Origin of the sequence: Prescottella soli, from assembly GCF_040024445.1 — a bacterium.
Lineage (GTDB): Bacteria > Actinomycetota > Actinomycetes > Mycobacteriales > Mycobacteriaceae > Prescottella > Prescottella soli.
Genome location: NZ_CP157276.1, coordinates 4,429,940 through 4,456,596, shown reverse-complemented (window position 1 = coordinate 4,456,596; position 26,657 = coordinate 4,429,940). Strand labels below are relative to the sequence as shown.

Annotated in this window: 25 protein-coding genes; 5 read left to right on the top strand and 20 right to left on the bottom strand. The window is 70.0% G+C overall.

What is annotated here, in order from left to right; all coding sequences use genetic code 11:
- Positions 1–15: 15 nt before the first annotated feature.
- The 7 genes from ABI214_RS20670 to ABI214_RS20640 are packed head-to-tail and all read right to left on the bottom strand — an operon-like array spanning position 16 to position 7,338.
- A complete protein-coding gene (locus tag ABI214_RS20670) occupies positions 16–933 on the bottom strand; it encodes a sucrase ferredoxin (protein ID WP_348604333.1) in 918 nt (305 codons plus the stop codon).
- A 21-nt stretch (positions 934–954) separates the two neighbouring features.
- Complete coding sequence (locus tag ABI214_RS20665) at positions 955–1,527, bottom strand: YdeI/OmpD-associated family protein (RefSeq protein ID WP_348604332.1); 573 nt, start codon at positions 1,525–1,527, stop codon at positions 955–957.
- 1 nt (position 1,528) lies between these two features.
- On the bottom strand, positions 1,529–2,050 hold the full coding sequence (locus tag ABI214_RS20660) for a hypothetical protein (protein ID WP_348604331.1): 522 nt from the start codon (positions 2,048–2,050) through the stop codon (positions 1,529–1,531).
- A gap of 21 nt (positions 2,051–2,071) precedes the next feature.
- The gene (locus ABI214_RS20655; RefSeq protein WP_348604330.1) at positions 2,072–2,839 is read right to left on the bottom strand and encodes an alpha/beta fold hydrolase; all 768 of its coding nucleotides are present in this window, start codon (positions 2,837–2,839) and stop codon (positions 2,072–2,074) included.
- A 2-nt stretch (positions 2,840–2,841) separates the two neighbouring features.
- The gene (locus ABI214_RS20650) at positions 2,842–4,959 is read right to left on the bottom strand and encodes a heavy metal translocating P-type ATPase (protein WP_408586198.1); all 2,118 of its coding nucleotides are present in this window, start codon (positions 4,957–4,959) and stop codon (positions 2,842–2,844) included.
- A gap of 40 nt (positions 4,960–4,999) precedes the next feature.
- Positions 5,000–6,556, bottom strand: coding sequence for a DNA polymerase Y family protein (locus ABI214_RS20645; RefSeq protein ID WP_348604328.1), 1,557 nt, complete (start codon positions 6,554–6,556; stop codon positions 5,000–5,002).
- Complete coding sequence (locus ABI214_RS20640; protein ID WP_348604327.1) at positions 6,553–7,338, bottom strand: hypothetical protein; 786 nt, start codon at positions 7,336–7,338, stop codon at positions 6,553–6,555. Before ABI214_RS20640 ends, ABI214_RS20645 begins: the two co-directional genes overlap by 4 nt.
- A gap of 175 nt (positions 7,339–7,513) precedes the next feature.
- Here ABI214_RS20640 and ABI214_RS20635 point away from each other — a divergent pair, with 175 nt between their 5' ends.
- The gene (locus ABI214_RS20635) at positions 7,514–8,749 is read left to right on the top strand and encodes a serine/threonine-protein kinase (RefSeq protein ID WP_408586195.1); all 1,236 of its coding nucleotides are present in this window, start codon (positions 7,514–7,516) and stop codon (positions 8,747–8,749) included.
- A gap of 15 nt (positions 8,750–8,764) precedes the next feature.
- Here the strand turns inward: ABI214_RS20635 and ABI214_RS20630 are convergent, their stop codons facing one another.
- Together ABI214_RS20630 and ABI214_RS20625 are read right to left on the bottom strand one after the other, a co-directional pair.
- On the bottom strand, positions 8,765–9,439 hold the full coding sequence (locus tag ABI214_RS20630; RefSeq protein ID WP_348604326.1) for a response regulator transcription factor: 675 nt from the start codon (positions 9,437–9,439) through the stop codon (positions 8,765–8,767).
- Between the two features lie 9 nt (positions 9,440–9,448).
- Positions 9,449–10,819, bottom strand: a complete 1,371-nt coding sequence (locus tag ABI214_RS20625) for a PspC domain-containing protein (protein ID WP_408586193.1) — start codon at positions 10,817–10,819, stop codon at positions 9,449–9,451.
- A 104-nt stretch (positions 10,820–10,923) separates the two neighbouring features.
- Between ABI214_RS20625 and ABI214_RS20620 the strand changes: the two genes are divergently transcribed.
- Together ABI214_RS20620 and ABI214_RS20615 are read left to right on the top strand one after the other, a co-directional pair.
- On the top strand, positions 10,924–12,225 hold the full coding sequence (locus ABI214_RS20620; RefSeq protein ID WP_348604325.1) for a PspC domain-containing protein: 1,302 nt from the start codon (positions 10,924–10,926) through the stop codon (positions 12,223–12,225).
- A 52-nt stretch (positions 12,226–12,277) separates the two neighbouring features.
- A complete protein-coding gene (locus tag ABI214_RS20615) occupies positions 12,278–12,469 on the top strand; it encodes a hypothetical protein (RefSeq protein ID WP_348611825.1) in 192 nt (63 codons plus the stop codon).
- Positions 12,470–12,534: 65 nt separating this feature from the next.
- On the opposite strand, the gene guaA is transcribed toward ABI214_RS20615, so the two are convergent.
- The 4 genes from guaA to guaB form a co-directional block, all read right to left on the bottom strand.
- A complete protein-coding gene (guaA, locus tag ABI214_RS20610; protein ID WP_348604324.1) occupies positions 12,535–14,106 on the bottom strand; it encodes a glutamine-hydrolyzing GMP synthase in 1,572 nt (523 codons plus the stop codon).
- Between the two features lie 42 nt (positions 14,107–14,148).
- A complete protein-coding gene (locus ABI214_RS20605) occupies positions 14,149–15,933 on the bottom strand; it encodes a GMC family oxidoreductase (RefSeq protein WP_348604323.1) in 1,785 nt (594 codons plus the stop codon).
- Positions 15,934–16,131: 198 nt separating this feature from the next.
- Positions 16,132–17,271, bottom strand: coding sequence for a GuaB3 family IMP dehydrogenase-related protein (locus ABI214_RS20600; protein WP_348604322.1), 1,140 nt, complete (start codon positions 17,269–17,271; stop codon positions 16,132–16,134).
- Positions 17,272–17,304: 33 nt separating this feature from the next.
- Positions 17,305–18,828 carry an IMP dehydrogenase gene (guaB, locus tag ABI214_RS20595; protein ID WP_348604321.1) on the bottom strand — a complete coding sequence of 508 codons (1,524 nt, stop codon included), beginning with the start codon at positions 18,826–18,828 and terminating at the stop codon, positions 17,305–17,307.
- Positions 18,829–19,021: 193 nt separating this feature from the next.
- On the opposite strand from guaB, the gene ABI214_RS20590 reads away from it, so the two are divergent.
- The gene (locus ABI214_RS20590; RefSeq protein ID WP_280758622.1) at positions 19,022–19,426 is read left to right on the top strand and encodes a DUF5319 domain-containing protein; all 405 of its coding nucleotides are present in this window, start codon (positions 19,022–19,024) and stop codon (positions 19,424–19,426) included.
- A 78-nt stretch (positions 19,427–19,504) separates the two neighbouring features.
- Here the strand turns inward: ABI214_RS20590 and ABI214_RS20585 are convergent, their stop codons facing one another.
- The 3 genes from ABI214_RS20585 to ABI214_RS20575 form a co-directional block, all read right to left on the bottom strand.
- Positions 19,505–20,476 (bottom strand): anti-sigma-D factor RsdA, encoded by a 972-nt coding sequence (locus ABI214_RS20585; protein WP_348604320.1) that lies wholly within the window; start codon positions 20,474–20,476, stop codon positions 19,505–19,507.
- Positions 20,469–21,047 (bottom strand): sigma-70 family RNA polymerase sigma factor, encoded by a 579-nt coding sequence (locus ABI214_RS20580; protein ID WP_348604319.1) that lies wholly within the window; start codon positions 21,045–21,047, stop codon positions 20,469–20,471. The genes ABI214_RS20585 and ABI214_RS20580 overlap by 8 nt, the downstream gene beginning before the upstream one ends.
- A gap of 129 nt (positions 21,048–21,176) precedes the next feature.
- Positions 21,177–21,989, bottom strand: a complete 813-nt coding sequence (locus tag ABI214_RS20575) for a hypothetical protein (RefSeq protein WP_348604318.1) — start codon at positions 21,987–21,989, stop codon at positions 21,177–21,179.
- Between the two features lie 498 nt (positions 21,990–22,487).
- Here ABI214_RS20575 and ABI214_RS20570 point away from each other — a divergent pair, with 498 nt between their 5' ends.
- Positions 22,488–22,778, top strand: coding sequence for a WhiB family transcriptional regulator (locus tag ABI214_RS20570; protein WP_348604317.1), 291 nt, complete (start codon positions 22,488–22,490; stop codon positions 22,776–22,778).
- A 101-nt stretch (positions 22,779–22,879) separates the two neighbouring features.
- Here the strand turns inward: ABI214_RS20570 and groL are convergent, their stop codons facing one another.
- From groL to ABI214_RS20550, 4 genes are all read right to left on the bottom strand, one after another.
- Positions 22,880–24,493: a chaperonin GroEL gene (groL, locus tag ABI214_RS20565; protein WP_348604316.1), complete on the bottom strand. Its 1,614-nt coding sequence runs from the start codon at positions 24,491–24,493 to the stop codon at positions 22,880–22,882.
- Between the two features lie 90 nt (positions 24,494–24,583).
- On the bottom strand, positions 24,584–24,886 hold the full coding sequence (gene groES / locus ABI214_RS20560) for a co-chaperone GroES (protein WP_005518479.1): 303 nt from the start codon (positions 24,884–24,886) through the stop codon (positions 24,584–24,586).
- A gap of 261 nt (positions 24,887–25,147) precedes the next feature.
- Complete coding sequence (locus ABI214_RS20555; RefSeq protein WP_348604315.1) at positions 25,148–25,582, bottom strand: PaaI family thioesterase; 435 nt, start codon at positions 25,580–25,582, stop codon at positions 25,148–25,150.
- On the bottom strand, positions 25,579–26,550 hold the full coding sequence (locus ABI214_RS20550) for a zinc-binding dehydrogenase (protein ID WP_348604314.1): 972 nt from the start codon (positions 26,548–26,550) through the stop codon (positions 25,579–25,581). The genes ABI214_RS20555 and ABI214_RS20550 overlap by 4 nt, the downstream gene beginning before the upstream one ends.
- Between the last annotated feature and the right edge of the window lie 107 nt (positions 26,551–26,657).

Below are 26,657 nucleotides of genomic sequence, written 5' to 3'. Positions count from 1 at the left end.
GAATCGACGAAGCCGTCACGAACTCCCTGCCGGGACACCGGCGGGGAGTTCGTGCATGTCCACCGCCACCACGGGGTACACGGGCTTGGCCACCGCGCCGCAGCTCGCCGGCCGGGCCGCGAGCTCACGCTGCTCGGTGACGACCCGCCACCGCCGGCCGTCGCGGTGCGTCACGACGACGTCGTCACCGTCCGCGTCCACCGTGAGATCGTCCACACCGGCGGTCACGTCCTGACGCACCAGAACCTCCGCGGCCTGTCCGCGCGGCCCCCAGTAGCTGCGACCGCGCAGTCCCGGCAGGTACACCTCGTCCGTCGCGGCGGCCCGCACCGCCGACGTGCTCTCCACCGGGCCGAGCCGTCCGTACGTGTTGCCGCTGGGCAGCAGGATCATCGACGGCGCGAACCGGTGACCGCCGGTGTGCGAGCACTCCCACACGGCGTCGCCGAACTCGGCGGCCAGCGCTGCCGCGACCGGGCGGCCCAGCACGGCGCAGCACTGATCGCGCTTGCCGTGCGCACACACCAGCACGACGGGCTCGGTGACACGGTCACCCAGCCCCGGCGCGGGACCGGAGACCAGGCTCAGGTCGAGGTCCAGCAGGTCGGCGACCTCCCCGATCACGAGCCGCTCGCACCACGCGTTGTCCGGATCCGAGTTCGCCACCAGCACGGTACGCCCGTCGCGGGCGTACTCGGTGCGGCCCGGACGGCGGATGAACATCACCCGGACACCGGCCGCATCGGCGCGCCGGGACAGCTCGTCCGCGAGTTCGCTCCCGAGCGCCGTGCCGTCCAGCACGTCACGGCCCCACGCGCCCGGGTACTCGACGCACACCCAGCCGGTCACGTGCGCCGCGGACCCGGGGAGGGGTTCGTCCGCGGACAGCACGGAACACGTGGAGGGGCCAGCCTGGAGAACCGATTCGCTCACCCCGTCATTGTGTACCGGCGCTCACCCGTAGAACTTGCGGCCCTCGGCGAACTGCTCGACGAACGTCGCGATCCGCCGGGCCCGGGTCTCCGGGCGCTTGGCGTCCTGGATGCGGTACAGCGCCGCGAACCGGTTGCGGCTGTCGAGGGTCGCGAAGAACGCCTCCGCCGCCGGGTTCGCGGCGAGCGCGTCGGCGAAGTCCTGCGGCACCTGCGCGTCCTTGGGCCCCTCGTACGCGCGCTCCCAGCGGCCGTCGGACTTGGCCGCCTCCACCGCCGCCAGACCCGACGGCTCCATCAGCCCGCGCTCGATCAGCGCCTCGACGGCCTCACGGTTCCGCTTGGACCAGGGGCTGCGCGGCCGGCGGGGCGTGAAGCGCTGCAACCGGAAGTCGTCGTCCAGCCTGCGCGCCTGGCTGTCGATCCAGCCGAAGCACAGCGCCACCTCGACGGCCTCCGCATAGGTCACCGATGTGTGCACGGAATCCTTGCGCGCGATCTTCACCAGCACACCGGGAGACGACACGTTGGCGCGCAGCCATTCCCGGAACGTCGCCTGGTCGGGGAAGTACTCCACGGGCAGCTCGTCGGACACGTCAGCGTCCGCTCCACGCCCGGACGAAGCCCCGCGCCAGGTAGGCGAAGGTGCCGAGCCCGAGCACCCATTTCGTGGTGCTGACCGCCGTCGTGGCGCGGATGGCGCCGTCGGTGATCCGGTCGCGGTGGTCGAGCAGGTACAGGCCGGCGACGTTCTCGATGTAGTCGCCCGCGGCCGAGACGACCGGCGCGGCCAGGAGCGCACGCTTGGTCGTCGGCGACAGCGGCGTGAGTTCGTCGAGGCGCCGGACCCCGGCCCGCAACGCGTTCGCGTAGATGATCGGGTGGACGAAATCCGGGTAGAAGTGGCTGCGGTAGCGCTCGGTCTCGACGGCGTCCATCCCGTCCAGGACCGCGCTGTAGGCGCGCGCCGACGGCGCCGTCTGCGTCTTCAGCAGCTTCGACCCCACCGGCCCGAGCAGCCGCAGAATATTGGCCTGCGACACCACGAAGGCGCCGGACCAGGCGATCAGCTTGCCGTTCGCACGAAGTGAACCACCCCGGAAACCCATGTCCCGCATGATGCCACGCGGGAACGGGATTCAGGGCGCCATCAGGAACGGCAGCACCGCGGATTCGAAATCGCAGTACCGGTCGCGGTGGATGCTGTGCCCGCACGCGAACGACACCACCTCGCAGTCCCCGATCGCGTCGACCGCGGCCTCGAGCAGCACCGGATCCACCATGCCGGTCGGGCCGCCGCGCAGGATCAGGGTCTTGGCCTCGATGTCGGCGAGGCGTCCCCACCACAGCGGATTCGGCTCGTGGAACTGGGTGAGCGCCGACGCCGTCATCGACCGGTCAAACGCCCACACCGCGCGCGGACTGCGCAGCATGCTGGTAGTGGCGTGCCACAGTTCCACCAGCGACGGCAGCCGACCACCGAAGCTCGGAATCGGATCGCCGGGCCGCAGCGGCAGCGGCGCCTCCTCGAGCACGAGCCGGCGCACCAGTTCGGGCCGTTCCTGCGCGACCAGCGACACCGCGTGTCCGCCGAGCGAGTGCCCCACCAGATCGACGCTGTCGAATCCGAGGTCCTCGCACAGGCCGAGGATGTCGTCACCGAACTCGCCGAACAGGTACGACTCGGCGCGGGCACTGCGACCGTGCCCGCGCAGATCCAGGGCCAGCACCCGGCGGCCCTGCGCCGTCACCGATCGCGCGAACCGATCCCACGTGCGGTTGTCACCGCCCATGCCGTGCACCAGGATCACCGGAACCGGATGCGCCACAACCGAACCGGTGCCACCGCTGTCGCGGTAGGCGATCGTGTGACCGCTGCGGCTGACTGTCGTCTCGGTAGGCTGCACGATCACCGAGCGTAGTCGGGCTCCCGCTCGGGAACCGATCGGGTCAGCCGCTGCGGGGCCAGGTTCAGCCGGCGCAGCAACTGCGCGTTGGCGGCCACCACGACCGTCGACGCCGACATCAGGATCGCGCCCACCTCCATCGGCAGCACGAACCCGACAGGCGCGAGCACACCCGCCGCGAGGGGCACCGAGATCACGTTGTAGCCCGCCGCCCAGGCGAGGTTCTGCACCATCTTCCGGTACGTCGCGTGGGACAACTCGATCACCGAGACCACGGTGCGGGGGTCGTCGCTGACCAGCACCACCCCGGCGGAGGCGATCGCGACGTCGGTGCCCGCGCCGATCGCGATACCGACGTCGGCCTGGGCGAGCGCGGGCGCGTCGTTGACGCCGTCGCCCACCATCGCGACCCGGCGACCCGACGCCTGCAGCTCCTTGACCTTCGCCCCCTTGTCCCGCGGGAGGACGCCGGCGATCACGTCGTCGATGCCGAGGTCGTCGCCGACGGCCCGCGCGACGGCGTAGGCGTCTCCGGTCAGCATCACCACCTTCACGCTGCGGGCGTGCAGCGCCTCGATCGCGTCGCGGGATTCGGGGCGGATCTCGTCGGCGAGCGCGAGCGCGCCGATGACGCGGCCGTCGTGCAGGACGTGCAGGACGGTCGAGCCCTGCGACGCCCACTCCTCCGACACCGGCAACCGCGACGCCCCGTGACTGTCGAGCATGCCGGGGCCACCGACGCTGATCTCCGATCCGTCGACGATCGCGGTCACCCCGACGCCGTTGCGGGCCTCGAACGAGGTGGCCTGCGGGATCCGCAGGCCCCGATGCCCGGCGGCCGCCACGATCGCGCGCCCCAACGGGTGTTCGCTGTCGCGTTCCACGGCCGCCGCGAGCGCGATCAGCGTGTCCTCGTCCACTCCTGGCACGGCGGCGGCCGCGACCAGCGCCGGTTCGCCCTTGGTGAGGGTGCCGGTCTTGTCGAACAGGACGGTGTCGACGGTGCGCATCGCCTCGAGCGCCCGCCGGTCGGTGACGAGCACGCCGGCGCGGGCAGCGCGTTCCGTCGCGATCGACACGACGAGCGGGATCGCCAGACCCAGCGCGTGCGGGCACGCGATGACGAGAACCGTGATGGTTCGGGTGACGGCCTCCTCGGGGGTGCCGAAGATCGACCACACCGCCAGCGTGGTCACCGCCGCGACCAGCGCGAACCAGAACAGCATCGCCGCGGCCCGATCGGCCAGCACCTGTGCCCGCGACGACGAGTTCTGCGCCTCCGCTACCAACCGCTGGATCCCGGCGAGTGCGGTGTCGTCGCCGACCGCGGTGATCTCGACGCGCAGTGCGGAGTCGGTCGAGACCGTGCCGGCGACGACCGGGTCCCCCGGTTCACGGCGCACGGTGCGCGACTCCCCCGTGATCATCGATTCGTCGAGATCGCCGGCGCCCTCGATGACGCGGCCGTCCGCGGGAATGCGTCCACCGGGGCGAACCATCACGATGTCGCCGGTCACCAGGTCGACGGTCGAGACGGTGGCGACGGAGCCGTCGTCGCCGACGCGTTCGGCCTCGTCGGGCAGCAGCGCTGCGAGCGGGTCCAGCGCGCTCGACGCCTGCCCCAGCGACCGCATCTCGATCCAGTGGCCGAGCAGCATGATGACGATCAGGAGCGCCAGTTCCCACCAGAAGTCGAGATCGTGACCGAGCACGCCGAGACTCGACCCCCACGACGAGACGAACGCGACCGTGATCGCCAGCGAGATGAGCAGCATCATCCCGGGCTGACGCGCCCGGAGCTCGCTCGCCGCGCCTGTGAGGAACGGACGCCCGCCCCACACGAACATGACCGTGCCGAGTAGCGGTGAGATCCATTCCACCGCAGAGTTGTCCGGCAACGTGTACCCGACGAGGTCCGCGAACATCATGTTCGCACCGACCACCGGGATCGACAGCACCAGCATGATCCAGAAGAGCCGGCGGAACTGGGCGACGTGATCGCCATGCCCTCCATGGCCCGAATGCCCGGAATGGACCGAATGGCCGGTTGAATGCCCACCCTCGTGACCGGGTGCGTCCGCCACGTGGTGATCGTGAAGTGCTTCGCCGTGCGGGTTCATACTCAGGGAACGTATACCCCCTATGGGTATACGACAAGGGTTACTCGTAGATGCCCTCCACGCCCCACCTTCCTCCCTCGCAGATCAGAAGCAATGCCCGCGACTCTGCGAGCAGCACCTGCGCACGCGCGGCGTCCCGCGCCGCCGAGACGTCCCACCACCGCTCGTCCACCGGCCACGGCCCCGCCCAGCCCTGCACGTCCCATTCCCGACTCCCCCAGCGGAGCCTCGCGGGCGCGGCAGTGAACTCCCCCCGCTCGGTAACGGTCACCGCACCACCCGAACGATCCTGCAGCGTCACCGTGGGCGTGTTCGGCAGCACCGTCGACGGCGCCGGTTCGGGCAGCCGCCCCGGCCACGGAGCCGCCGGGTCCGCATTCGGAACCAGCTCGTCCCCCAAGGGCACCAACGTGATTCGCTCCATCGGGCCACGTCCGCCGCTGAGCACTCCCACCCGGACGGACTCGCCGCCGAGCAGACCCTGCACCCGGACCAGCGCCCGTCGGGCCCGCTCGTCCTCCTCCCCGACACCGCCCCACAGCCCCAGCTGCAGAGCCCCCGCCGTGACCACTTCGACCGGCTCGAGGTGCAACACCGTGATCCCGGCCGTGGGCCGGGACTCGCTGCGTCCGGTGAGCCAGCCGTCCAGCTGCCACCGCACCCGATCCGCGGTGCCCTCCGGCGTCAGCGGCTCGGCGCACCGCCACGTCCGAACCAGATGCTCGCCGTTCCCGGTGCTCGCCGACACCTGTAGCCGGGTGCACGCCACCCCCGCACCGGACAGCTTCGCGTGCAGACGCTCGGCCATGGCCCGCCCAGCGAACGCCGCCGCGTCGACCCGATCGATCGGCGGATCGCACTGTTGCTCCACCTCCAGGTCCGGGGGCAGGACGCGGGCCGACGGCGGTCGCTCCGGCTCCCCGCGGGCAGCCCGGTGCGCGAGAACCGCGTCGGAGCCGAACCTCGACGCCACGTCCACCGGCGACAGCTCGGCGAAGGATCCGATGGTGCGCAGCCCGAGCCTGCGCAACAGATCGACCAGATCGCCGCGGTCCGGCGCGGCGAGGCTGGGCTCGGCCGCGAGTTCGGCGATCGACAGCGGCGCGAGGAACCGGGCGCCGTCCCCGGACGGCACCAGGGCCGCCCGGCGGGCCGCGATCACGGCGGTGGACAGTTCGTCGGCGACGCCGATCCGGCACTCCGCCCCGGCCGCCGCCACCGCGTCGACGAGCCGCTCGGCCGCGGCTTCCTCCGAGCCGAAGTATCGGATCGCGCCGCGCGCCGCCAGCACCAGCAGCCCGGGGCGCAGGATCTCCACACCGGGAGCCACCTCATCGACGGCGGTGACCACGGACCCGAACAGCCGCGCGTCACGCTCCGGATCGGACTGCGCCACATGAAGTTCCGGGCACCTCGCCTGCGCTTCCCGACGCCGCAGCCCGCGACGCACCCCCTGCGACCGCGCCGGGGTCGAACACGCGATCACCCGGTTGGCATGCAGCACCGCGACCGGGTGCGTGACCGGCAGGTCCGCCGCCGCGGCCGCGGCCACCGCGGGCCAGTCCGGACACCACACCGCCAGCACCCGCGCACTCATCGGGCCACCGCATCCGGGATCAGCGCGACGGCCTCGGGAACCCACTCGACCCGCCCGCAGCTCGACCGCACATCCAGGCGCGCGGTCCGCGGCTGGAACGCCCGGCCCTGCGCCCGCACCGACAACCGGACCGAACACAACCGACCGCGTCCGCCGTCCGCGCCGCGACCCACCCCGTCGTAGCCGTGTACCCGGGCGTCCAACCGGACCTCGGCCCCGCCCCAGTGCCCGTCGGTCACCACCAGCGTCGACTGCTTGCTGCGGGCCCGCGCCACCACGGCCCGGGCCCGTGACGGCGGAACCGCGATCCCGCCCAGCCCCAGCACCACCAGGTCCATGCCGTCGAGCAGCACCGCCGCGACCTCCACCGGGTCCGGCCCCGGATCCGGCACGAACGCCAGTCTCCGCAACTGGGCACCCATCTCGGTGGCCGCGAGCACCCCGAGCTTCGGATGCCCGATCACCGCGGCATGCCCGCCCGCCTCCGTCACCGCGGCCAACAGCCCGAGCAGCAGCGAGGTCGCACCGGAGACCGAGACCACGGAGCCCCGGGGCAACCCGCCGTGCGGCAGCAGCGTGGCCAGCGGCCCGGGGACGGGAAGCATCCGTTCCGCGACATCCCCGGCGCCGGCCTCGCCCCGGGAGACCGCCTCGCCCCGCGCCGGCACCGCCGCGATCCGTCGGCGCAGGTACTCCAGACGCTGCTGACGGGTCAGCCCGGACAGCGGGGATACGGGAGGCGCCGGCGGTGACGGTACGGACAGCTGGGCAGGTTCGGTCATATCGGCTCCCCGGGTCACACGTGCTGGTCTCGGGACGTTTCGGTCTCGAGATGGTTCGGCGCGCGGGGAAGACGCGACACACAAGTGTTCGAACATTCTTTCGAACACTTCCAGTAAAACTCCCCCGGGGTCAGCTCGTCAAGCCGAATCCCGGCAATCCACTAACCTCGGATGCGTGACTGAGCAGGAACGCACCCGATCCGACCGACGAAGCCGAGCGGTCGTCGGGCCGGACTACCTGATGGCAGGCAGGTACCGGCTGCGCTCCAAGCTCGGCGGCGGCGGAATGGGCGCAGTGTGGCTCGCGCACGACACGCTCCTCGACCGTGAGGTCGCCGTGAAACAGGTCACCTCCACCACCGGGATGGACGACGCCGAGGCCCGCGAGGTCCGCAACCGCGCCCTGCGTGAGGGGCGCAACGCCGCGCAGTTGTCCCACGAACACGCGATCGCGATGTACGACGTCGCCGTCGAATCGGGCGAGCCGTGGCTCGTGATGGAGTACCTGCCGTCCCGCAGCCTTGCCGAGGCCATGAACCTCGTCGACACCCTGCCCCCGTTCGAGGCCGCACAGATCGGCGCGCAGATCGCCGCCGCACTCACCGACGCCCACGCGGCCGGCATCCTGCACCGCGACATCAAGCCGGGCAACATCCTCGTCGCCGACCGGGGCGACGCCCTCGGCATCGTCAAGATCAGTGACTTCGGGATCGCGCGCGCGAAGGGCGACGCACCCAGCGGCAAGGCCGGCGTCATCACCGGCACGCCCGCCTACTTCGCGCCCGAGGTGGCCCGCGGCGACGACCCCACCGAGGCCAGCGACGTCTTCTCCCTCGGCGCCACGCTGTACACCGTGGTCGAGGGACAGCCGCCGTTCGGACTCGACAGCGACCCGATCGCGCTGCTGCACCGGGTCGCGAAGGCGGAGATCTACCGGCCCAGCCTCAGCGGGCCGCTCACCGACACGCTGCTGCACATGCTCGAACCCGACCCGGCCCGCCGCCCCACGATGGCGCAGGCGCGGGACGCACTCGCCGCCGTCGCGCTCCGGTCCGACGACGCCGGCCCCGGACACACCGCCCTGCTGATGGGCGAGCCGGTCAAGACTGCCGACGGCACCGTCCCGAACTGGGCCTACCGTTCGGCGCCGGCGGCCATCCCCCGGCGCCGCCTCGGCGCCACGACGGCCACGGATCTTCCTGCAGTGCAACCGAATACCCCGCTCGGTTCGGTTCCGCGCCCCGCCGGGCGGGCGTGGCTGCGTCAGCTCACCGAGGGACTGACCGGCCCGCAGGCCCCGACGGACCTGCGCGGCAGGATCGTCGCGGCCGCACCGCTCGCGATGGCGGTCATGGTCGGCATCATCGTGCTGGCGTTCGTCGTGGTGCTGATAGTCGCACTGGCGCTCTGAGCCGCGCCCGCGGTCTCAGTCGATACGCCGCCGGTGCGCCCACCGGGTGAGCGCATTCCGGTTGGACTGCTGCGTCTTTCGCAGCACGTTCGAGGCGTGGGTCTCGACGGTCTTCACCGAGATCACCAGCTCCTCCGCGATCTCGCGGTAGGTGTAGCCGCGGGCGAGCAGTCGCAGCACCTCCAGTTCCCGCGGGGTGAGCGAGTCCAGCTCCGGATCCAGCGGCGGCTCCGGCACACTCGACCGTCCGGTGAACGAGTCCAGCACGAACCCCGCGAGACGCGGGCTGAACACCGCGTCGCCGCCCGCCACCCGGCGTACCCCGTCCGCGAGTTCGGCGCCGGAGATCGTCTTCGTCACGTATCCGCGGGCGCCGGCCCGGATGACCGCGATCACGTCCTCGGCGGCGTCGGACACGCTGAGCGCCAGGCACACCGGGCCCGAGTCGATCCCGTTCAGCACTGCGACACCACCGCCGTCGGGCATGTGGACGTCGAGCAGCACCACCTGTGGGCGCAGCGTGTTGATGCCGGCGACCGCCTCCGCGACGCCACCGGCCTCGCCGACGACCTCCATGTCCGACTCCCGACCGAGTTCGGCACGCACACCCGCGCGGAACACCGCGTGATCGTCCACGAGGAAGACACGGAACTTGTCAGAAACGGGCGAAGCGGAGGCCGAGGTCGTCACGGCCCCACATTAGGACATCGCCTCCCGCTCGCCCGCGGCGTCCTCCCGAGCCGAGTCGTCGGCACTGACCGGCCGCGGCATGTGGATCCGCACCTCGGTGCCCTTCCCCGGTGTCGACCGCACCTCGACGCGGCCGCCGCGACGCTCGATGCGGGCGCGGATCGACTTCGCCAGACCCTGCCGGTCCTCGGGCACGGAGTCCGGATCGAATCCGACGCCGCGGTCGCGCACGAAGATGCTCACCTGGTCGCGTTCGGTCTCCGCGTACAGGTCGATGCTCGACACACCCGAGTGCTTGGCCGCGTTGACGAGGGACTCGCGGGTGGCGCCCAGCAGCGCGGTGAAGCACTCCCGCGACAGCCCCGAGCCCTCCTTGCCCTCCGTCGCAAGTGCGACGTCGCCGACCGTGACGGGTCGCACGGTGACGCCGTGCTGGTCCTCGACCTCACCGGCGATCGTCTGCAACGCCTCCGCCAGGCTCGTGTGCGCCGTCTCCGGCCCGCCGAACAGCCACCGGCGCAGCTCGCGTTCCTGACCACGCGCCAGCCGCGCCACCTCGTGCGGGGAATCCGCCTGCTTCTGGATCAGCGCGAGCGTCTGGAGAACGGAGTCGTGCAGGTGCGAGGCGATCTCCTCGCGTTCCTCGTTGCGGATGCGCGCCGCGCGCTCCTCGCCGAGCGCCCGCCACAGCTTGAGCCACAACGGCACCGTGAGCAGGCCCGCCCCGATCAGCGTCACGACGACCGCCAGCAGCGACGACCGCAACGCCTCGATGTCGACCTGCGCGAGGATAACCACGCCGAGGCCCGTGACGATGAGCGTGACGCCACCGAGAACCCGCGCCCACGTGAGCACCGTCGGACGGTGCGGCAGTCCGAGGACGGAGCGCGACCCGTCCGTGTCGAACTCGCGCCACACCAGTGCGGCACCGACCGCGACCACGATGAACGGCGTCACCACCGATGCCGCGGTGCCGTTGATCAGCCAGCTCAGGCTCGCGGCGACGGCGAGGCCGATGACGGCCAGGCCCATGGCCCGACGCCGCTCGGCGGCACTGGGCCGCTCGGTGTCGGTGCCCGGCGGCGTGAAGATCCAGAGCAGTCCGTAGGCCAGGATGCCCGCGCCCGCCAGTGACGCGAGCAGGGTGAACGCGACCCGCACCTTGAACGCGTCGACGCCGAGATGATCGGCGATGCCGCCGGCGACACCGCCGACGATCCGACCCCCGACCCGGCGCTGCAGCTTCGGGTAGAGAGTTTCGTCCACGACGAGAGCAGGAACCGCCGACAGCGCGGGGTTCACCGCCGAATTCGCCGGTTCGTTCGGGTCGACCAGAGGGTGCACAGTCCCGATCCTGGCACGGTTGCGTCGGCGTGACATCAGGGCCCGACCCTGAGATCACGGCTCGCCGGGCCTGCGGTTCAGGGAAAGATCAGGGTAGTTCCCGATGGTACGAACCACGCTGTCGACGGCACGATTGACGCATGACGACTGGGAGCTTCTCGGATCAGCTTCACGACCTCTGGCGGACCCGCCCACTGCGGCTGCCCCAGCAGGGACACATCGCCGGCGTCGCGGCCGGGATCGGCCAGCGATACCGCGTCGACCCCGTCCTGGTGCGGGTCGCGTTCGTCGTGTCGACGATCTTCGGCGGCGCCGGCATCATCCTGTACCTCGCAGGCTGGCTGGTTCTCGGCAAGCCCGGCGACCAGGTGTCGCCCGCCGAATCGTTGCTGGGGCGGGGCCGCAGCTCGCAGTCCGGCACCAAGACGGTGGTACTGATCGTCGCCCTCGCGATCGCGCTGAGCACGATCGGTCCGATCGGGTTCGGCATGGGCGGATCCGTCCTCCTGAGCTTTGCGCTGATGCTCGGTGGCCTGTGGCTGCTGTACCAGCGTCAGCCGGTCCCCCCGGCGCTGCCGGCAAGCGTCGCGCAGCCGATGCCCGGCTATCCGGTCACGCCGTTCCAGACCACTCAGGCCGCCGCGTACACGCCGCCCATGTACGGTCCCTACACGCGGCTGCCCGACCACTACGAACCCACCGAACCCGTCCCCGCCCCCCGGCAGGACGCGAGCGGCGACGACCGCCCCGCCGCGGGCGATCCGACACCGCCCGCCTGGGATCCGCTGGGCGTCGCACCGTTCGCGTGGGACCTGCCCGAACCGGCCGGCCCACCTGCACTGCCGGCGGAACTACCCCGGAAACGCACACGGTTCACCTCGGTGGTCCTCGGTCTCGCGGTCCTGGCGGCGGCAGCGGCAGCCGCGATGTCGGCCGTGGTCGGCTCGGAATGGATGTCGCCCGGCCGGATCGGCGCGATCTCGCTCGCGGTGATCGGCGTCGGACTCGTCCTCGGTTCGTTCCTGCGCCGCGGGTACGGGTTGCTCGTGGTCGCGTTCCCGCTCCTGGGGTTCGTCATCCTCGCGTCGGTCGTCGGACCGATGCACTGGGACGAGTCCAAGGTCGGCGAACACATCTGGACCCCGACATCGGCGGCCGAACTTGCCCCCGTCTACGAGGGCACCGTCGGCGACTTCACACTCGATCTCACGCACCTCGACCTGACCACGAATCGCGAGGTTCGGGTCGCCGGCAAGGTCGGCAACTACACGGTGATCGTGCCGCAGAACATGAACGTCCAGACCTACTGCTCGGTGACCGTCGGCGACAAGAGTTGCATCGGAGACGGCTACGTCGACGGCGGCGCCGACGGCACCGCCGGACCGGTCCTGACACTGAAGGTCGACAACAAGCTCGGAGAGGTGAGGGTCGAACGTGGCTGAATTCGCTGATACCCCGGAGACCGGTGCCGACGGCACCGACGAACAGTCCACCGTGAAGGCGTCCCGCCGCCCGTCGGTGGGGTTGCTGCTCGCCGGCCTCGCCGCAGTGCTGGTGAGTGCGTGGGCCCTGATCGGCCCCTTCTCGCTCGAACCGCTCGCGAACGTCGAGTTCCACTGGCTCTTCATCGTCGTGGCCGTCGCCGTCGGTGCGGCCCTGGTGTTCTCCCCCGGACGGCGGCGCTAGCCGCACGAACGACAGCGCCCCGGCCTGTGTGGTGGCCGGGGCGCTGTCGTGCGGTCAGGAGGGGATCACTCCCACTCGATCGTTCCCGGCGGCTTGCTGGTGACGTCGAGCACGACGCGGTTGACGTCCGCGACCTCGTTGGTGATGCGGGTGGAGATGCGCTCGAGCACCTCGTAAGGCAGGCGGGTCCAGTCGGCGGTCATCGCGTCCTCGCTCGAGACCGGGCGCAGCACGATCGGGTGACCGTACGTGCGGCCGTCGCCCTGGACGCCGACGCTGCGGACGTCGGCCAGCAGCACCACCGGGCACTGCCAGATCTGGCCGTCCAGACCGGCCGCGGTGAGCTCCTCGCGGGCGATCGAGTCGGCGTGACGCAGGATCGCGAGACGCTCCTGCGTGACCTCGCCGATGATCCGGATGCCCAGACCCGGGCCCGGGAACGGCTGACGCCCGACGATCTCCTCGGGCAGGCCCAGCTCGCGACCGACGGCACGCACCTCGTCCTTGAACAGCAGACGCAGCGGCTCGACCAGCTTGAACTGCAGGTCCTCGGGCAGGCCGCCGACATTGTGGTGGCTCTTGATGTTCGCGGTTCCGGTGCCGCCGCCGGACTCGACGACGTCCGGGTACAGCGTGCCCTGGACGAGGAAGTCGACGGTCCCGCCCTGCGCGGCGCTCTCGCCGAGCACCTCGGAGACCGCACCCTCGAAGCTGCGAATGAACTCGCGGCCGATGATCTTGCGCTTGGTTTCCGGCTCGGACACCCCGGCCAGCTCGCGCAGGAACGTCTCGGACGCGTCGACCGTCACCAGGCGGGCGCCGGTCGCCGCGACGAAGTCCTTCTCGACCTGCTCGCGCTCACCGGCACGCATCAGGCCGTGGTCGACGAACACACAGGTGAGGCGGTCACCGATCGCACGCTGCACGAGGGCAGCCGCGACGGCGGAGTCGACGCCACCGGAGAGGCCGCAGATGGCCTTGCCGTCGCCGACCTGCTCGCGAACCTGCTCGACGAGCGCGTCGGCGATGTTCGCGGCCGTCCACGCGCCGGGGATCTCGGCGATCTCGTGCAGGAAGCGGCTGAGCACCTGCTGGCCGTGCGGCGAGTGCAGCACCTCGGGGTGGTACTGGACGCCGGCGAGCTTGCGGGCACGGTCCTCGAAGGCGGCGACCGGCGCGCCGGCGCTCGACGCGGTGACCTCGAAGCCCTCGGGCGCGGCCGTGACGCCGTCGCCGTGGCTCATCCACACCGGCTGCGTCGCCGGCAGACCCTCGTGCAGGACGCCGCCCGTGACGTTCATCTCGGTGCGGCCGTACTCGCGCCCACCGGTGTGCGCGACGGTGCCGCCGAGCGCCTTGGCCATCGCCTGGAAGCCGTAGCAGATACCGAAGACCGGAACGCCCAGGTCGAACAGGGCTGCGTCGAGCTGCGGCGCGCCCTCCTCGTACACACTCGACGGGCCGCCGGACAGGACGACCGCGAGCGGCTTCTTCGCCGCGATCTCCTCGACGGTCGTGGTGTGCGGCACCACTTCCGAGTAGACCTTCGCCTCACGCACGCGGCGAGCGATCAGCTGCGCGTACTGGGCTCCGAAATCGACGACGAGAACCGGCCTGTCCTGCTGGGTTTCTGACACCTGGACAGTCTAATATGCGCAGCTCCGGCGCTCGTCCCGGGACTAGGCGACGCCGGACCCGGCGCCGGCGTCCGGAGCCGAGTCCACCGCCGCACCCTCGGCAGAACCCTCCGTGCCGCTGCGGATCTCGACGATCGGCAGCGTCAGCGCGGCCGGTGCACCCGCCGGGACCACCGGGTTGTTCGGGGCCACCGCCGCGACGCGCTGATAGGGCGCGCCCTGCTCGGGCCGGGTGTCCTGCTCGCCCTTGTTCGGCCACAGCGACGCCGCCCGCTCGGCCTGCGCGCTGATCGTGAGCGACGGGTTCACCCCGAGGTTCGCCGAGACGGCGGCGCCGTCGACGACGCTGAGCGTCGGGTAGCCGTAGACGCGGTGGTACGGGTCGATCACGCCGTGGTCGGCGTCCGACCCGATCGTGCAGCCACCGAGGAAGTGGGCGGTGAGCGGGATGTTGAACACCTCGCCCCACGTGCCGCCCGCGATGCCGTCGATCTTGTCGGCGATCCGGCGGGTGGCCTCGTTCCCGGCCGGGATCCACGTGGGGTTCGGCTCGCCGTGACCCTGCCTGCTGGTGACCTTGCGTCGGCCGAACACCCCACGCTTGGTGTAGGTGGTGATCGAGTTGTCGAGGTTCTGCATGACCAGCGCGATGATCGTGCGCTCGCTCCAGTTCTTCACCGACAGCATCCGCAGCATCTGCCCGGGATTCGCGGCGATCGCCTTCAGCAACTTCACCCAGCGAGGGGTCCTGCCGCCGCCGTCGGTCATCAGGGTCTGCAGCATGCCCATCGCATTGGAGCCCTTGCCGTAGCGGACCGGCTCGATGTGGGTGTCGGACGTCGGATGGAACGACGACGTGATCGCGACGCCGTGCGTGAGGTCCATCGCCGGATCGACCTTCATCTTCCCGGCGCCGACGATCGACTCGGAGTTGGTGCGGGTGAGCTCACCGAGGCGGTCCGACAGCCTGGGCAGCGTACCGGTGTCCTTCATGTCGTGCAGCAGGTGCTGCGTGCCCCAAGTACCGGCCGCGACGACGACGTACTTCGCGGTGTACGTCTTGCGATTCCTCCGGACCTTCGCACCGGTGCGACGGGTCACGACGTCCCACGTCCCGTCCGACGCCTCGTGCAGCGACTCGACGGTCGTCATCGGCACGATCGTGGCGCCGGCCTTCTCCGCGAGTCCGAGGTAGTTCTTGATCAGCGTGTTCTTCGCGCCGTGGCGGCAGCCGGTCATGCACTCGCCGCACTCGATGCAGCCGGTGCGGGCGGGTCCGGCGCCACCGAAGTACGGGTCCTCGACGGTCTTGCCGGGCTCGCCGAAGAACACGCCGACCGGGGTCTGGATGAACGTGTCACCGACGCCCATGTCCTCGGCGACCGACTTGATCACCTCGTCGGCCGGGGTCATGTGCGGGTTCTGCACCACGCCGAGCATCTTGCGGGCCTGCTCGTAGTGCGGCGTGAGTTCGGCGTCCCAGTCGGTGATGTCCCGCCACTGCGGATCCTGGAAGAACGACGCCGGCGGCTTGTAGAGGGTGTTCGCGTAGTTGAGCGAACCGCCGCCGACGCCCGCGCCGGCGAGGATCAGGACGTCGCGCAGCAGGTGCACCCGCTGGATGCCGTAGCAGCCCAGGGCCGGTGCCCACAGGAACCGCTTGAGATCCCAACTGGTCTTCGCGAAGTCGGAGTCGGCGTAGCGGCGCCCCGCCTCGAGCACACCGACCTTGTAGCCCTTCTCGACCAGCCGGAGCGCGGTGACGCTACCGCCGAATCCGGAGCCGACGATGAGCACGTCGTAGTCGGTCGCGCGCTGCTTGCCCATGGGATACCTCCACCGGAGAACCAGATTTGTTACTCGCCAGTATGCACCGCCTACCTGTGACTCGAGCCACAAGGGTGCCCTAACTGTAACCGTCGGTCGCACGAACGGTGGCGGTTCCCCGAAACGCCTGTGGCCGAATGTCACACCGGTTCAGTTCAACTGAACGGATGTGACATTCGGCCACAGGAAGGAGGTGGATCAGGCGCGGACGCTCAGCCCGACCTTCTGGAACTCCTTGAGGTCGGAGTAGCCCGACTTCGCCATCGAGCGGCGCAGGCCACCGACGAAGTTGAGCGAACCGTACGGGTCGTCGGACGGCCCGTTCAGCACCTGCGACAGGCTCGGACGCTCGCCGTACGAGACCGGCATCAGCGAGCCACGCGGCATCGACGGGTGCGCCGCCGCCGACGGCCAGAACCAGCCGCCGCCCGGGGCCTCCTGCGCGACCGCGAGGGGCGCGCCGAGGACAGCCGCGTCGGCACCGCACGCGATGGCCTTCGCGAAGTCGCCCGACGTCGTGATGTCGCCGTCGGCGATGACGTGCACGTACCGGCCGCCGGTCTCGTCGAGGTAGTCGCGGCGGGCCGCGGCGGCGTCGGCGATCGCGGTCGCCATCGGCACGCCGATGCCCAGCACCTCGTTGGTGGTGGTGGCGCCCTCCGTGGAGCCGTAGCCGACGATCACACCGGCCGCACCGGTGCGCATCAGGTGCAGCGCGGTGCGGTGGTCGCTCACGCCACCGGCGATGACCGGGACGTCCAGCTCGGAGATGAACGTCTTGAGGTTCAGCGGCTCGCTCTCACCGTGCGCGACGTGCTCGGCCGAGATGATCGTGCCGTGGACGACCAGCAGGTCGATACCGGCCTTCACCAGCTCCGGGGTGAGCGCGCGGGCATTCTGCGGGCTGACCCGGACGGCGGTCGTGACGCCGGCGTCGCGGACCTGCGCGACGGCGGCGGCCAGCAGACCCGGCTGCAGCGGTGCGGCGTGCAGTTCCTGCAGGCGCGCGACCGCAGCGTCCGGATCGACCTCCTTCTCGGCCAGCTCCGTCAGCTCGGCGAGCTTGGCCTCGACGTCGGCGTGCCGACCCCACAGGCCCTCACCGTTGATCACACCGAGGCCGCCGGCCTTGCCGAGCTCGATCGCGAACGACGGCGAGACCAGCGCGTCGGTCGGATGAGCCAGCACCGGGATGTCGAAGCGGTACGCATCGATCTGCCAGGCCGTCGACACCTCCTTGGAGGAGCGGGTCCGGCGAGAGGGAACGATGTTGATGTCGTCCAACTCGTAGGTGCGTCGGGCAGTCCTGCCCATGCCGATTTCGACGAGGTCGCGCACGCGCGCCCCTTTCTCGATTGTGTTGTGTGGTGCTCAGCGGGCTGCGTAGTTGGGCGCTTCGACCGTCATCGTGATGTCGTGCGGATGGCTCTCCTTGAGGCCCGCCGCGGTGATCTGCACGAACTGCGCCTCCTGGAGCTGCTCGATCGTCCCGGAGCCGGTGTAGCCCATGGCCGCACGCAGGCCGCCGGTGAGCTGGTGGATCACCTGCGACAGCGGGCCACGGAACGGAACCCGGCCCTCGATGCCCTCCGGGACCAGCTTGTCCTCGGCGAGCACGTCGTCCTGGAAGTAGCGGTCCTTGGAGTAGGACTTGCCCTGTCCGCGACTCTGCATCGCGCCGAGCGAGCCCATGCCGCGGTAGCTCTTGAACTGCTTGCCGCCGACCAGGATCAGCTCGCCCGGCGACTCGGCGGTGCCGGCGAGCAGCGAGCCGAGCATCGCGGTGGACGCGCCGGCGGCGAGCGCCTTGGCGACGTCGCCGGAGAACTGCAGGCCACCGTCGGCGATCACCGGGACACCGAGCGCCTTGCACGCGGCCGTGGCCTCGAGGATCGCGGTGATCTGCGGGGCGCCGACACCGGCGATGACGCGGGTGGTGCAGATGGAGCCGGGCCCGACACCGACCTTGACGGCGTCCGCGCCGGCCTCGGCGAGAGCGAGAGCGCCAGCGCGGGTGGCGACGTTGCCACCGATGAGCTGGACGCGGTCACCGATCTCGGCCTTGAGCTTCGCGATCATCTGCAAGATGTTGACCTGGTGGCCATGCGCGCTGTCGACGACGAGGACGTCGGTACCGGCATCGGCCAGCGTCATGGCACGGGTCCAGGCGTCGTCACCGACACCGACCGCCGCGCCGACCAACAGGCGTCCGTCGCGGTCCTTGGTGGCGTTGGGGTGCTGCTCGGTCTTGACGAAGTCCTTGACCGTGATCAGGCCGGTGAGCTTGCCGTGACCGTCGACGATCGGGAGCTTCTCGATCTTGTGACGACGCAGCAGGCCGAGCGCGACCTCGGCGGTCACACCCTCGCGCGCCGTGATCAGCGGCGCCTTGGTCATCACCTCGGCGACCGGGCGGTTCTGGTCGACCTCGAACCGCATGTCGCGGTTGGTGATGATGCCGACCAGCTGCCCGGCCTCGTCCGTGACCGGCAGACCGGAGATACGGAAGCGCGCGCACATCGCGTCGACCTCGGCGAGCGTGTTCGTCGGCTTACACGTCACCGGGTCGGTGACCATGCCGGCCTCGGACCGCTTGACGGTCTCGACCCACCCGGCCTGCGCCTCGATGGACGAGTTGCGGTGCAGGACACCCATGCCGCCGGCGCGCGCCATGGCGATCGCCATGCGGGCCTCGGTGACGGTGTCCATCGCCGAACTGACGAGGGGGACGTTGAGGCGGATCTCACGGGTCAACTGACTCGAGGTGTCGACCTGGTTGGGGACGACGTCCGATGCCGCCGGCAGCAGCAGCACGTCGTCGAAGGTGAGACCCAGCATCGCAACCTTGTTCGGGTCGTCTCCCCCGGTGTGCACGTGCCCTGCGGAACTACTCATGCGGCTCGGGCCCTCCATGAAGCGTCGATCGAGTAAAGGAAGAAGCGGCGGGCGGTACGACCGTCAGGCGGTGACGTCCACCCGTCCCGAGACCATGGTATCGGCTCGCCCGAACGGACACACGAGCGCTCCCGGCGACTCACCGGGCGCTATCAGCTAGCGCAGACCGGGCTGACCTGCGTACCGTGGTCTTGTGCGCGATCAACTGCCTCCCGGTCTCCCGCCGGACCCCTTCGCCGGCGACCCCGCCGACCCGTCCGCTGCGCTCGACGCGATCGAGCCGGGACAGCCGCTGGATCCCCACGAGCGCCTCGCTGTGGAGGAGGACCTCGCTGACCTCGCCGTGTACGAGGCACTGCTCAGCCACCGCGGAATCCGCGGGCTGGTCGTGTGCTGCGAGGACTGCCAGCAGGACCACTACCACGACTGGGACATGCTGCGCGCGAACCTGCTCCAGCTCCTGGTCGACGGCACGGTCCGCCCGCACGAGCCGGCGTACGATCCGTCGCCCGACGCGTATGTGACGTGGGACTACTGCCGCGGGTACGCGGACGCCTCGATGAACGACGCGCTGCACGGCGACGGCTTCGACCTCTGAGGTAGACCGCACACACAGACAGACGACCACGGCCCGGCAAGGAAACTTGCCGGGCCGTGGTCGTTTCGTGCGTTGGGGTCAGCCTGCGGGCGACGTCGGCGTCCCGCCGACGGATCCGCTGGTCGCCCGTGTGGTCGACGTCGCAGGCGACGACGACGGCGTGGTGCTCGGCGACGGTGTCGCGGACGCAGACGACGCCGGGGGCTGCGCCGAAGTCGACGTCGCCGATGCGGACGTCTCGGGCGCGGTGGGCGTGCCCGGGACAGAGCTCGGCGACTCCGGGTACTGTGTCGTCCCGGTTCCGAGCGGCGAGGCGGCCTGCGAACCCAGCACCGACGAGGACTGCGCGGCGCCCGTCGAGCTCGGCGGCTGCTCGGTAGACGGGGGCACCGGCGGGGCCGGCGGCGGAGCGGTCTGCAGCTGCGTCAAGAGCCGGTTCCGCCACCCGTTCAACTCGTCGCGGGTGCTCGCCTCGTTGACGTCACTCGCCCGAGCACCGGCGGAGTCGAGCTTGACCTTGGCGCCGGCCGTGTCGCCCGAGGCGATCAGCCGCTCGGCCTCCTGGAGACTCGAGGTCGTGTCGATCTTCGCCACAGTCGAGGCGGCGCGCTCGGTGAAGACGACCTGCTTGACGCCCCACAGCGGATCGCCCGGTTCGGCGTTGTACGAGAAGATCGTCATCCCGCCCATGGCGATCGCGACGACCGCCGCCGCGGCCGCGATGGGACGGAGCAGCCGGAGTTGGCTGCGACCCGATCGGGTGCGGGTCGAGAGGGACCCCTGCGCCTCGAGTTCGCGGTGGACGCGCTCGACGATCTCGTCGAGGTCCGACTCGGCGGGCATCGGCTGCGCGAGGATCTCGGTCCGCCAGTTCGAGAGCAGCGCCGCGACCTGGTATTCCTCGGGGCTGTCCGTCGCGAAGGGATCGCCACTGGCGATCGCGTCGATCAGCGCGTCGTCGCGGCGCACCGCCGAGACGTCGACCGGATTGCCGTTCCCGGCGAGATCAGCGTAGGGCTCGCCCGGCTCGCCATTGTGTCCCCTAGCCATGTCTCTCACCTGCTCTCGTCACTTCCTTCTTCAACTTCGCGATGGCTCGGTGCTGAGCCACGCGCACTGCACCCGCGGTACTTCCGACCGCGGCCGCCGTCTCCTCCGCGGACAGTCCGACGACGAGCCGGAGGACCAGGATCTCGCGGTGCTTCTCGGGAAGCGTTGCCAGCAGTGCGTTCACCTGTCGGCTCGTCTCCGAACTCAGCGCCCGGTCTTCGGGGCCGTCTTCGGAGGAAACGACATCTGGTACTTCAGCAACTGGATCGGATTTGTTACGCGCTGCGTTTCGGTGTGCATCGGCGACCTTGTGGGCGGCGATGCCGTAGACGAACGCCATGAACGGACGGCCCTGATCCTGATAGCGCGGAAGCGCCGTCATGACGGCCAGGCACACCTCCTGCGCGACGTCGTCAGGGGACAGGTTCCCCCGCTCCGCAGCTCCGACCCGGGCCCGGCAGTACCGCACGACGAGCGGGCGAATTGTCTGCAAGACCTGGGCAAGAGCGTTCCGATCGCCCTGTGCCGCAGCGGCGACGGCGGAGTTCAACTCCTCACCCGTGTTAGACATCGTCTGAGCGAATCCTGGCGTTACAGTGGCACGTCCCCCCAGCCGGGTGTGCTTCCGCCTCACGACGGAACGTCTGTAAGAGTAACGACACAGTCCGACCGGTCAGTGCATCGTTCGAATATCGGGCGCTCATTTCGTGAACCGCCCGCCCCGACGAGCGATCGCATCTGCGCATTCGTCCCGCACGGCTCGTGCGTCCGCACTCGGGCGCACGCCGTCGATGAGCATCGCGGCCGCCCACCGCAGCGGCAGGAGCCCGTGCGCACGGCTGTCGGCCTCCACCCGCTCGGCGGTTTCCAGTGCCAGGTCCGGTTCCGGCCGGCCCGTGGCTGCGGCCGCGAACAGCAGCGCCGACTTGACGCGGTGCCGGACGGAAGGACTGTCGGCGGACCGGTCGACGGCCGCCTGCGCGTGCGTCGTCGCGGCCGCGAAGTCACCCGACGCGAGCGCGATCTCGGCGGTGACCCAGTGCAGGCGCACGTGTTGACGCCACAGCCCGTCCGCGTCCCCGACGTCGTCGAGATAGGCACGACAACGGTCGAGCAGTCGGCGGCCCAGTGCGAGTCGACCGCAGCCGAGGGCGTCGGCCGCGAGCCCGGTCAGCGCGTCGCATCGCGCCTCGTGCACGAGCGCGTCGTCCGAGTCCGGCAGAGCGTCGCCGGCGCGGGTCGTCCCGACCAGCGCCAGCGCGGCGCCGTCGTACCCGGACGCCAGGGCGTGCCCGCCCAGCTGCCGCAGCAGCGACGCCTGCGTGCTGGCCGCGAGCGACCGGATCGCCGGCGGTGCGGCCGACCGTCGCACCGCCTCGAGCTCGGCGCGCGCCTGGGCGTAGCGCCCCTGGCCGCCGAGCGCCACGGCGCGCAGCCAGCGCCCGACGGAATCGTCGGGCACGGACAGTGGGTTTCGCCCGGGATCCGGGCCGAACGCAACGTCACGAAGCATCCGAAGATCATCGCACCAATGAGTCCGACACCTCGAAAGCGATATGGACCCAGTGGTCGCGAAATTTGGACATTCCCCAACTGGACGACCGGTTATTTATCCGACCCACGCCCCGACGAGCATGAATCGCTCGATTTGCTTCAATTTTGAAGAATATGTGGCCGGAGGGTTAACAGGAATCGCCGAACAGTACTCCCAAGTAACAAAATCGGACATCGATTCCGGACGATCGTCCAGGTAGGGCACACGGCCACCAGCGCCGACGGCATCGGCCCGCGTATCGCCACGCAATCACACCTGCGTGCCGATGTAAATGACCAGCTCGTTAATTCTCCGCTCCGTGGATATGTAAATCGCCACTCGGCGAAAGTGTTGACGTGATTTCGTACACCCCTTTACGGTTGCCTGTGCGTGACCGATTTTCATTGGTCCCGTCATCCACGGGGGGTGGCGGGCCGCTCGCAGCTTCATCGCGAGCCTGCTGACAGAGGAGTTCTGATGCCTGTTCCTAATCACCTTCCCGGCCCCAACGCCGACATCTGGGACTGGCAGATGCGCGGGCTGTGCCGTGGCGTCGATTCCTCCGTGTTCTTCCACCCGGACGGCGAACGAGGCCGTGCCCGGGCACAGCGGGAGAGCCGCGCCAAGGAGATGTGCCGGCGGTGCCCGGTACTGAACCAGTGCCGCAACCATGCCCTGACGGTCTCCGAGCCGTACGGGATCTGGGGAGGGATGTCGGAGTCCGAGCGGGAGATGCTGACCAGGCAGTCCCGCCGCCGGATCGCTTGAGGGGATCGTCTCGTCACCGGTAGGTGACGAGTACACGAAACGCGAAGATCCCCGGACGAATTCGTCCGGGGATCTTCGCGTTTCGGCGAGTGCCGAGGAGATCAGTGGGCGTGGCCGTGGCCGGTGTCCGCTGCTTCCTCCGTGGGCTTCTCGACGACGGCGCTCTCGGTGGTGAGCACCATGCGCGCGACCGAGGCCGCGTTGACGACGGCGGACCGGGTCACCTTGACCGGGTCCACGACACCGTCGGCGAGCAGGTCGCCGTAGGTGAGGGTCGCGGCGTTGAATCCGTGGCCCTTGGGCGCCTCCGTGACCTTGTTGACCACGACGGAACCGTCGAGGCCGGCGTTGGTGGCGATCCAGTACAGCGGTGCCTTGAGCGCGGTGCGCACGACCTCGACACCGGTGGCCTCGTCACCCGAGAGCGACGCGGCGAGATCGGTGAGGACCTGACCGGCCTGCACGATGGCGGAACCGCCGCCGGGGACGATGCCCTCCTCGACAGCTGCCTTCGCGGCGTTGACCGCATCCTCGACGCGGAACTTGCGCTCCTTGAGGTCGGTCTCGGTGGCCGCGCCGACCTTGATGACGGCGACGCCGCCGGCCAGCTTCGCCAGGCGCTCCTCGAGCTTCTCGCGATCCCAGTCGGAGTCGGTGTTCTCGATCTCGCGCTTGAGCTGCGCGACGCGGCCCTCGATGTCGGCCTCGGTGCCGGCACCGTCGACGATGGTGGTCTCGTCCTTGGTGACGACGACACGACGCGCCGTGCCCAGCAGGTCCAGGCCCGCCTCCTTGAGCGTGATGCCCATGTCGGAGGTGATCACGGTGCCCGCGGTCACGATGGCCAGGTCCTCGAGGAACGCCTTGCGGCGGTCACCGAAGAACGGGGCCTTGACGGCAACGGCCTTGAGCGTCTTGCGGATCGAGTTCACCACGAGGGTCGACAGGGACTCGCCCTCGATGTCCTCGGCGATGATCAGGACCGGCTTGCCGGACTCGGCGATCTTCTCGAGCAGCGGCAGGAACTCGGGGAGCGAGCTGATCTTCTCGCGGTAGAGCAGGATCAGCGCGTCCTCGAGGATGGCCTGCTGGGCGTCGATGTCGGTGATGAAGTACGGCGACAGGAAGCCCTTGTCGAACTGGACGCCCTCGGTGACGACGAGTTCGGTGTGCAGGGTCGAGGACTCCTCGACCGTGACGACGCCGTCGACGCCGACGCGGGTCATGGCCTCGCCGACCATCTCACCGATCTCCTCGTCGCGCGACGAGACGGTGGCGACCTGAGCGATGGCGTTCTTGCCCTCGACCGGAGTCGCAGCCGCGAGCAGAGCCTCGGACACGGCGTCCGCGGCCTTGCCGATGCCGATGCCGAGCGCGATCGGATTGGCGCCTGCCGCAACGTTCTTCAGACCGGCCTTGACCAGCGCCTGGGCGAGGACGGTGGCGGTGGTGGTGCCGTCACCGGCAACATCGTTGGTCTTGGTGGCGACGCTCTTGACGAGCTGCGCGCCGAGGTTCTCGAACGGATCCTCGAGCTCGATCTCGCGGGCGATGCTCACACCGTCGTTGGTGACGGTGGGGCCACCGAATGCCTTGGCGAGCACGACATGCCGACCGCGCGGGCCGATGGTGACCTTGACGGCGTCGGCGAGCTGGTCGACGCCACGCTCGAGCGCGCGCCGGGCCTTCTCGTTGAATTCAATTTGCTTGGACATTGATTCAGCTTCTCCTGGATTTCAGGGCTTCGGCTGGAACGCACTCCGCCCCGGGTCCGATGCGGAACTCCGGGGCGGGAGGCGTGAGGCTTACTTGGCGACGACAGCCAGCACGTCGCGAGCCGACAGGATCAGGTACTCCTGGCCGGCGTACTTGATCTCGGTTCCGCCGTACTTGCTGTAGATGACGGTGTCGCCTTCCTGGACGTCCAGCGGAATGCGCTTCTCGCCGTCCTCGTCCCAGCGGCCGGGACCAACGGCGACGACGGTGCCCTCCTGGGGCTTCTCCTTCGCCGTGTCGGGGATGACCAGGCCGGAGGCAGTCGTCGTCTCGGCCTCGTTGGCCTGGACGAGGATCTTGTCCTCGAGCGGCTTGATGTTCACGCTCGCCACGATGAGCCCTCCACTTTCAGGGGTTCGTTGGGCCCGAGGCTGTTCCTCGGACCACGATCAGTTCAGTCACCACAGTGACTCTTCACGCGCCCCGTCGTCGCGGGTGCCGGGACTCGCTCAGCGTCGACTAGCACTCTATACATGAGAGTGCCAGCACTCAAGGGCGGCGCGCGCTCGAGTCTGCTCGCGCTCGCCCGCGCGGCCCCGAAAGCCGAAAGTGGCGCCGGAGCGATGCTCCGGCGCCACTTTCCCAGGCGACTGTCAGTACTGCGACGGCCTCTCCAGCACGGCCATCGTGCAGCGCGCGACGCACACCAGCTTGGCCTCGTCGTTCACGATCTTGATCTCCCACACGTGCGTACGACGTCCCAGCGCGAGCGGCGTCGCCTCGCCGTACACCCAACCCGAGCTCACGGGCCGCACGTGGTTGGCGTTGATCTCCATCCCGACGCAGTGGAACCTGCTCCGGTCCACCGCGGAGATCGCCGCCCAGCTCGCGAGGGTCTCGGCGAACGCGACTGACGCGCCACCGTGCAGCACTCCGGCGGGCTGCCTGGTCCGCTCGTCGACCGGCATCCGACCCTTGAGCGAGTTCTCGGTCATCTCGGTGATCTCGATGCCGAGGTTCGCGTTGAGAGTGTCCGTGCCCTTCTCGTTCGCGATCTCGATGGTCGGATCGCCGATCCAGATGCTCATGAGACCTTCACCACGACCTTTCCGTTGACGTCACCGTCAATCATGGCCTGGAACCCGGCGTGAATGTCCTGCAACGGGACCACCCGATCGATCCTGGGCCGCAGTCCGGTGGCCTCCATCATGCGCAGCATCGAGACGAGCTCGGCACGGGTGCAGCCCGTCGAGCCCAGGATGCGCTGCTGCAGGTAGAAGATGCGGGTCAGGTCCGCCGACGGGTTGGAACCCGAGGTCGCGCCGGCGATGACGATGGTGCCGCCCGGACGCAGGGCCCGCATCGAGTGTGCCCAGGTCGCCTCGCCGACGGTCTCGATGACGACGTCGACCTTCTCGGGCAGCCGGGCGCCGGCCTCGATCGCGGTGTGCGCGCCGAGTTCGAGTGCACTCGCGCGCTTCTCGGCGCTGCGGCTGGCGGCGTACACCTTGGCGCCGGCGGCGGCGGCCAGGCTGATCGCGGCGGTCGCGACACCGCCGCCCGCCCCCTGCACCAGGACGCGGTCGCCGGCCTTGATCTGCGCCTGCGTGAACAGCATCCGGTACGCGGTGGTCCACGCGACCGGCAGGCACGCGGCCTCGTCGAACGAGAGCCACTCCGGCTTGGGGATCAGGTTGCGCTTCGGCACCACCAGGTACTCGGCGAAGGCACCGTCGTGCTGCTCCGACAGCAGAGCGCGCCCCGGGTCCAGCGTCTCGTCTCCCATGCCCCCGTCGGCGTCGGCGATCACCGGGTAGACGATCACCTCGTTGCCGTCCTCGTCGACACCGGCGGCGTCGCAGCCGAGGATCATCGGAATCCGGTCGGCGGGGTGACCGACGCCGCGCAGCGTCCACACGTCGTGCATGTTGAGGGCGGACGACCGCACTGCGACCTTGGCCCAGCCGTCGGGAACGACCGGGTCGGGGACCTCGCGGAGCTCGAGTCCGCTCAGCGGATCGTCTGCGTTCTGGGCGACGGCGACGGCTGCGAGCATGGGTTCTCCTGTGCGGTCGGACACAGCCACCGGGTGCAGCGGCCGTGAAATACGTGTTCGGATAGCCATGTTCGGGGCGGCGACCTGTCTCGCGCGAGGGCGCGTTC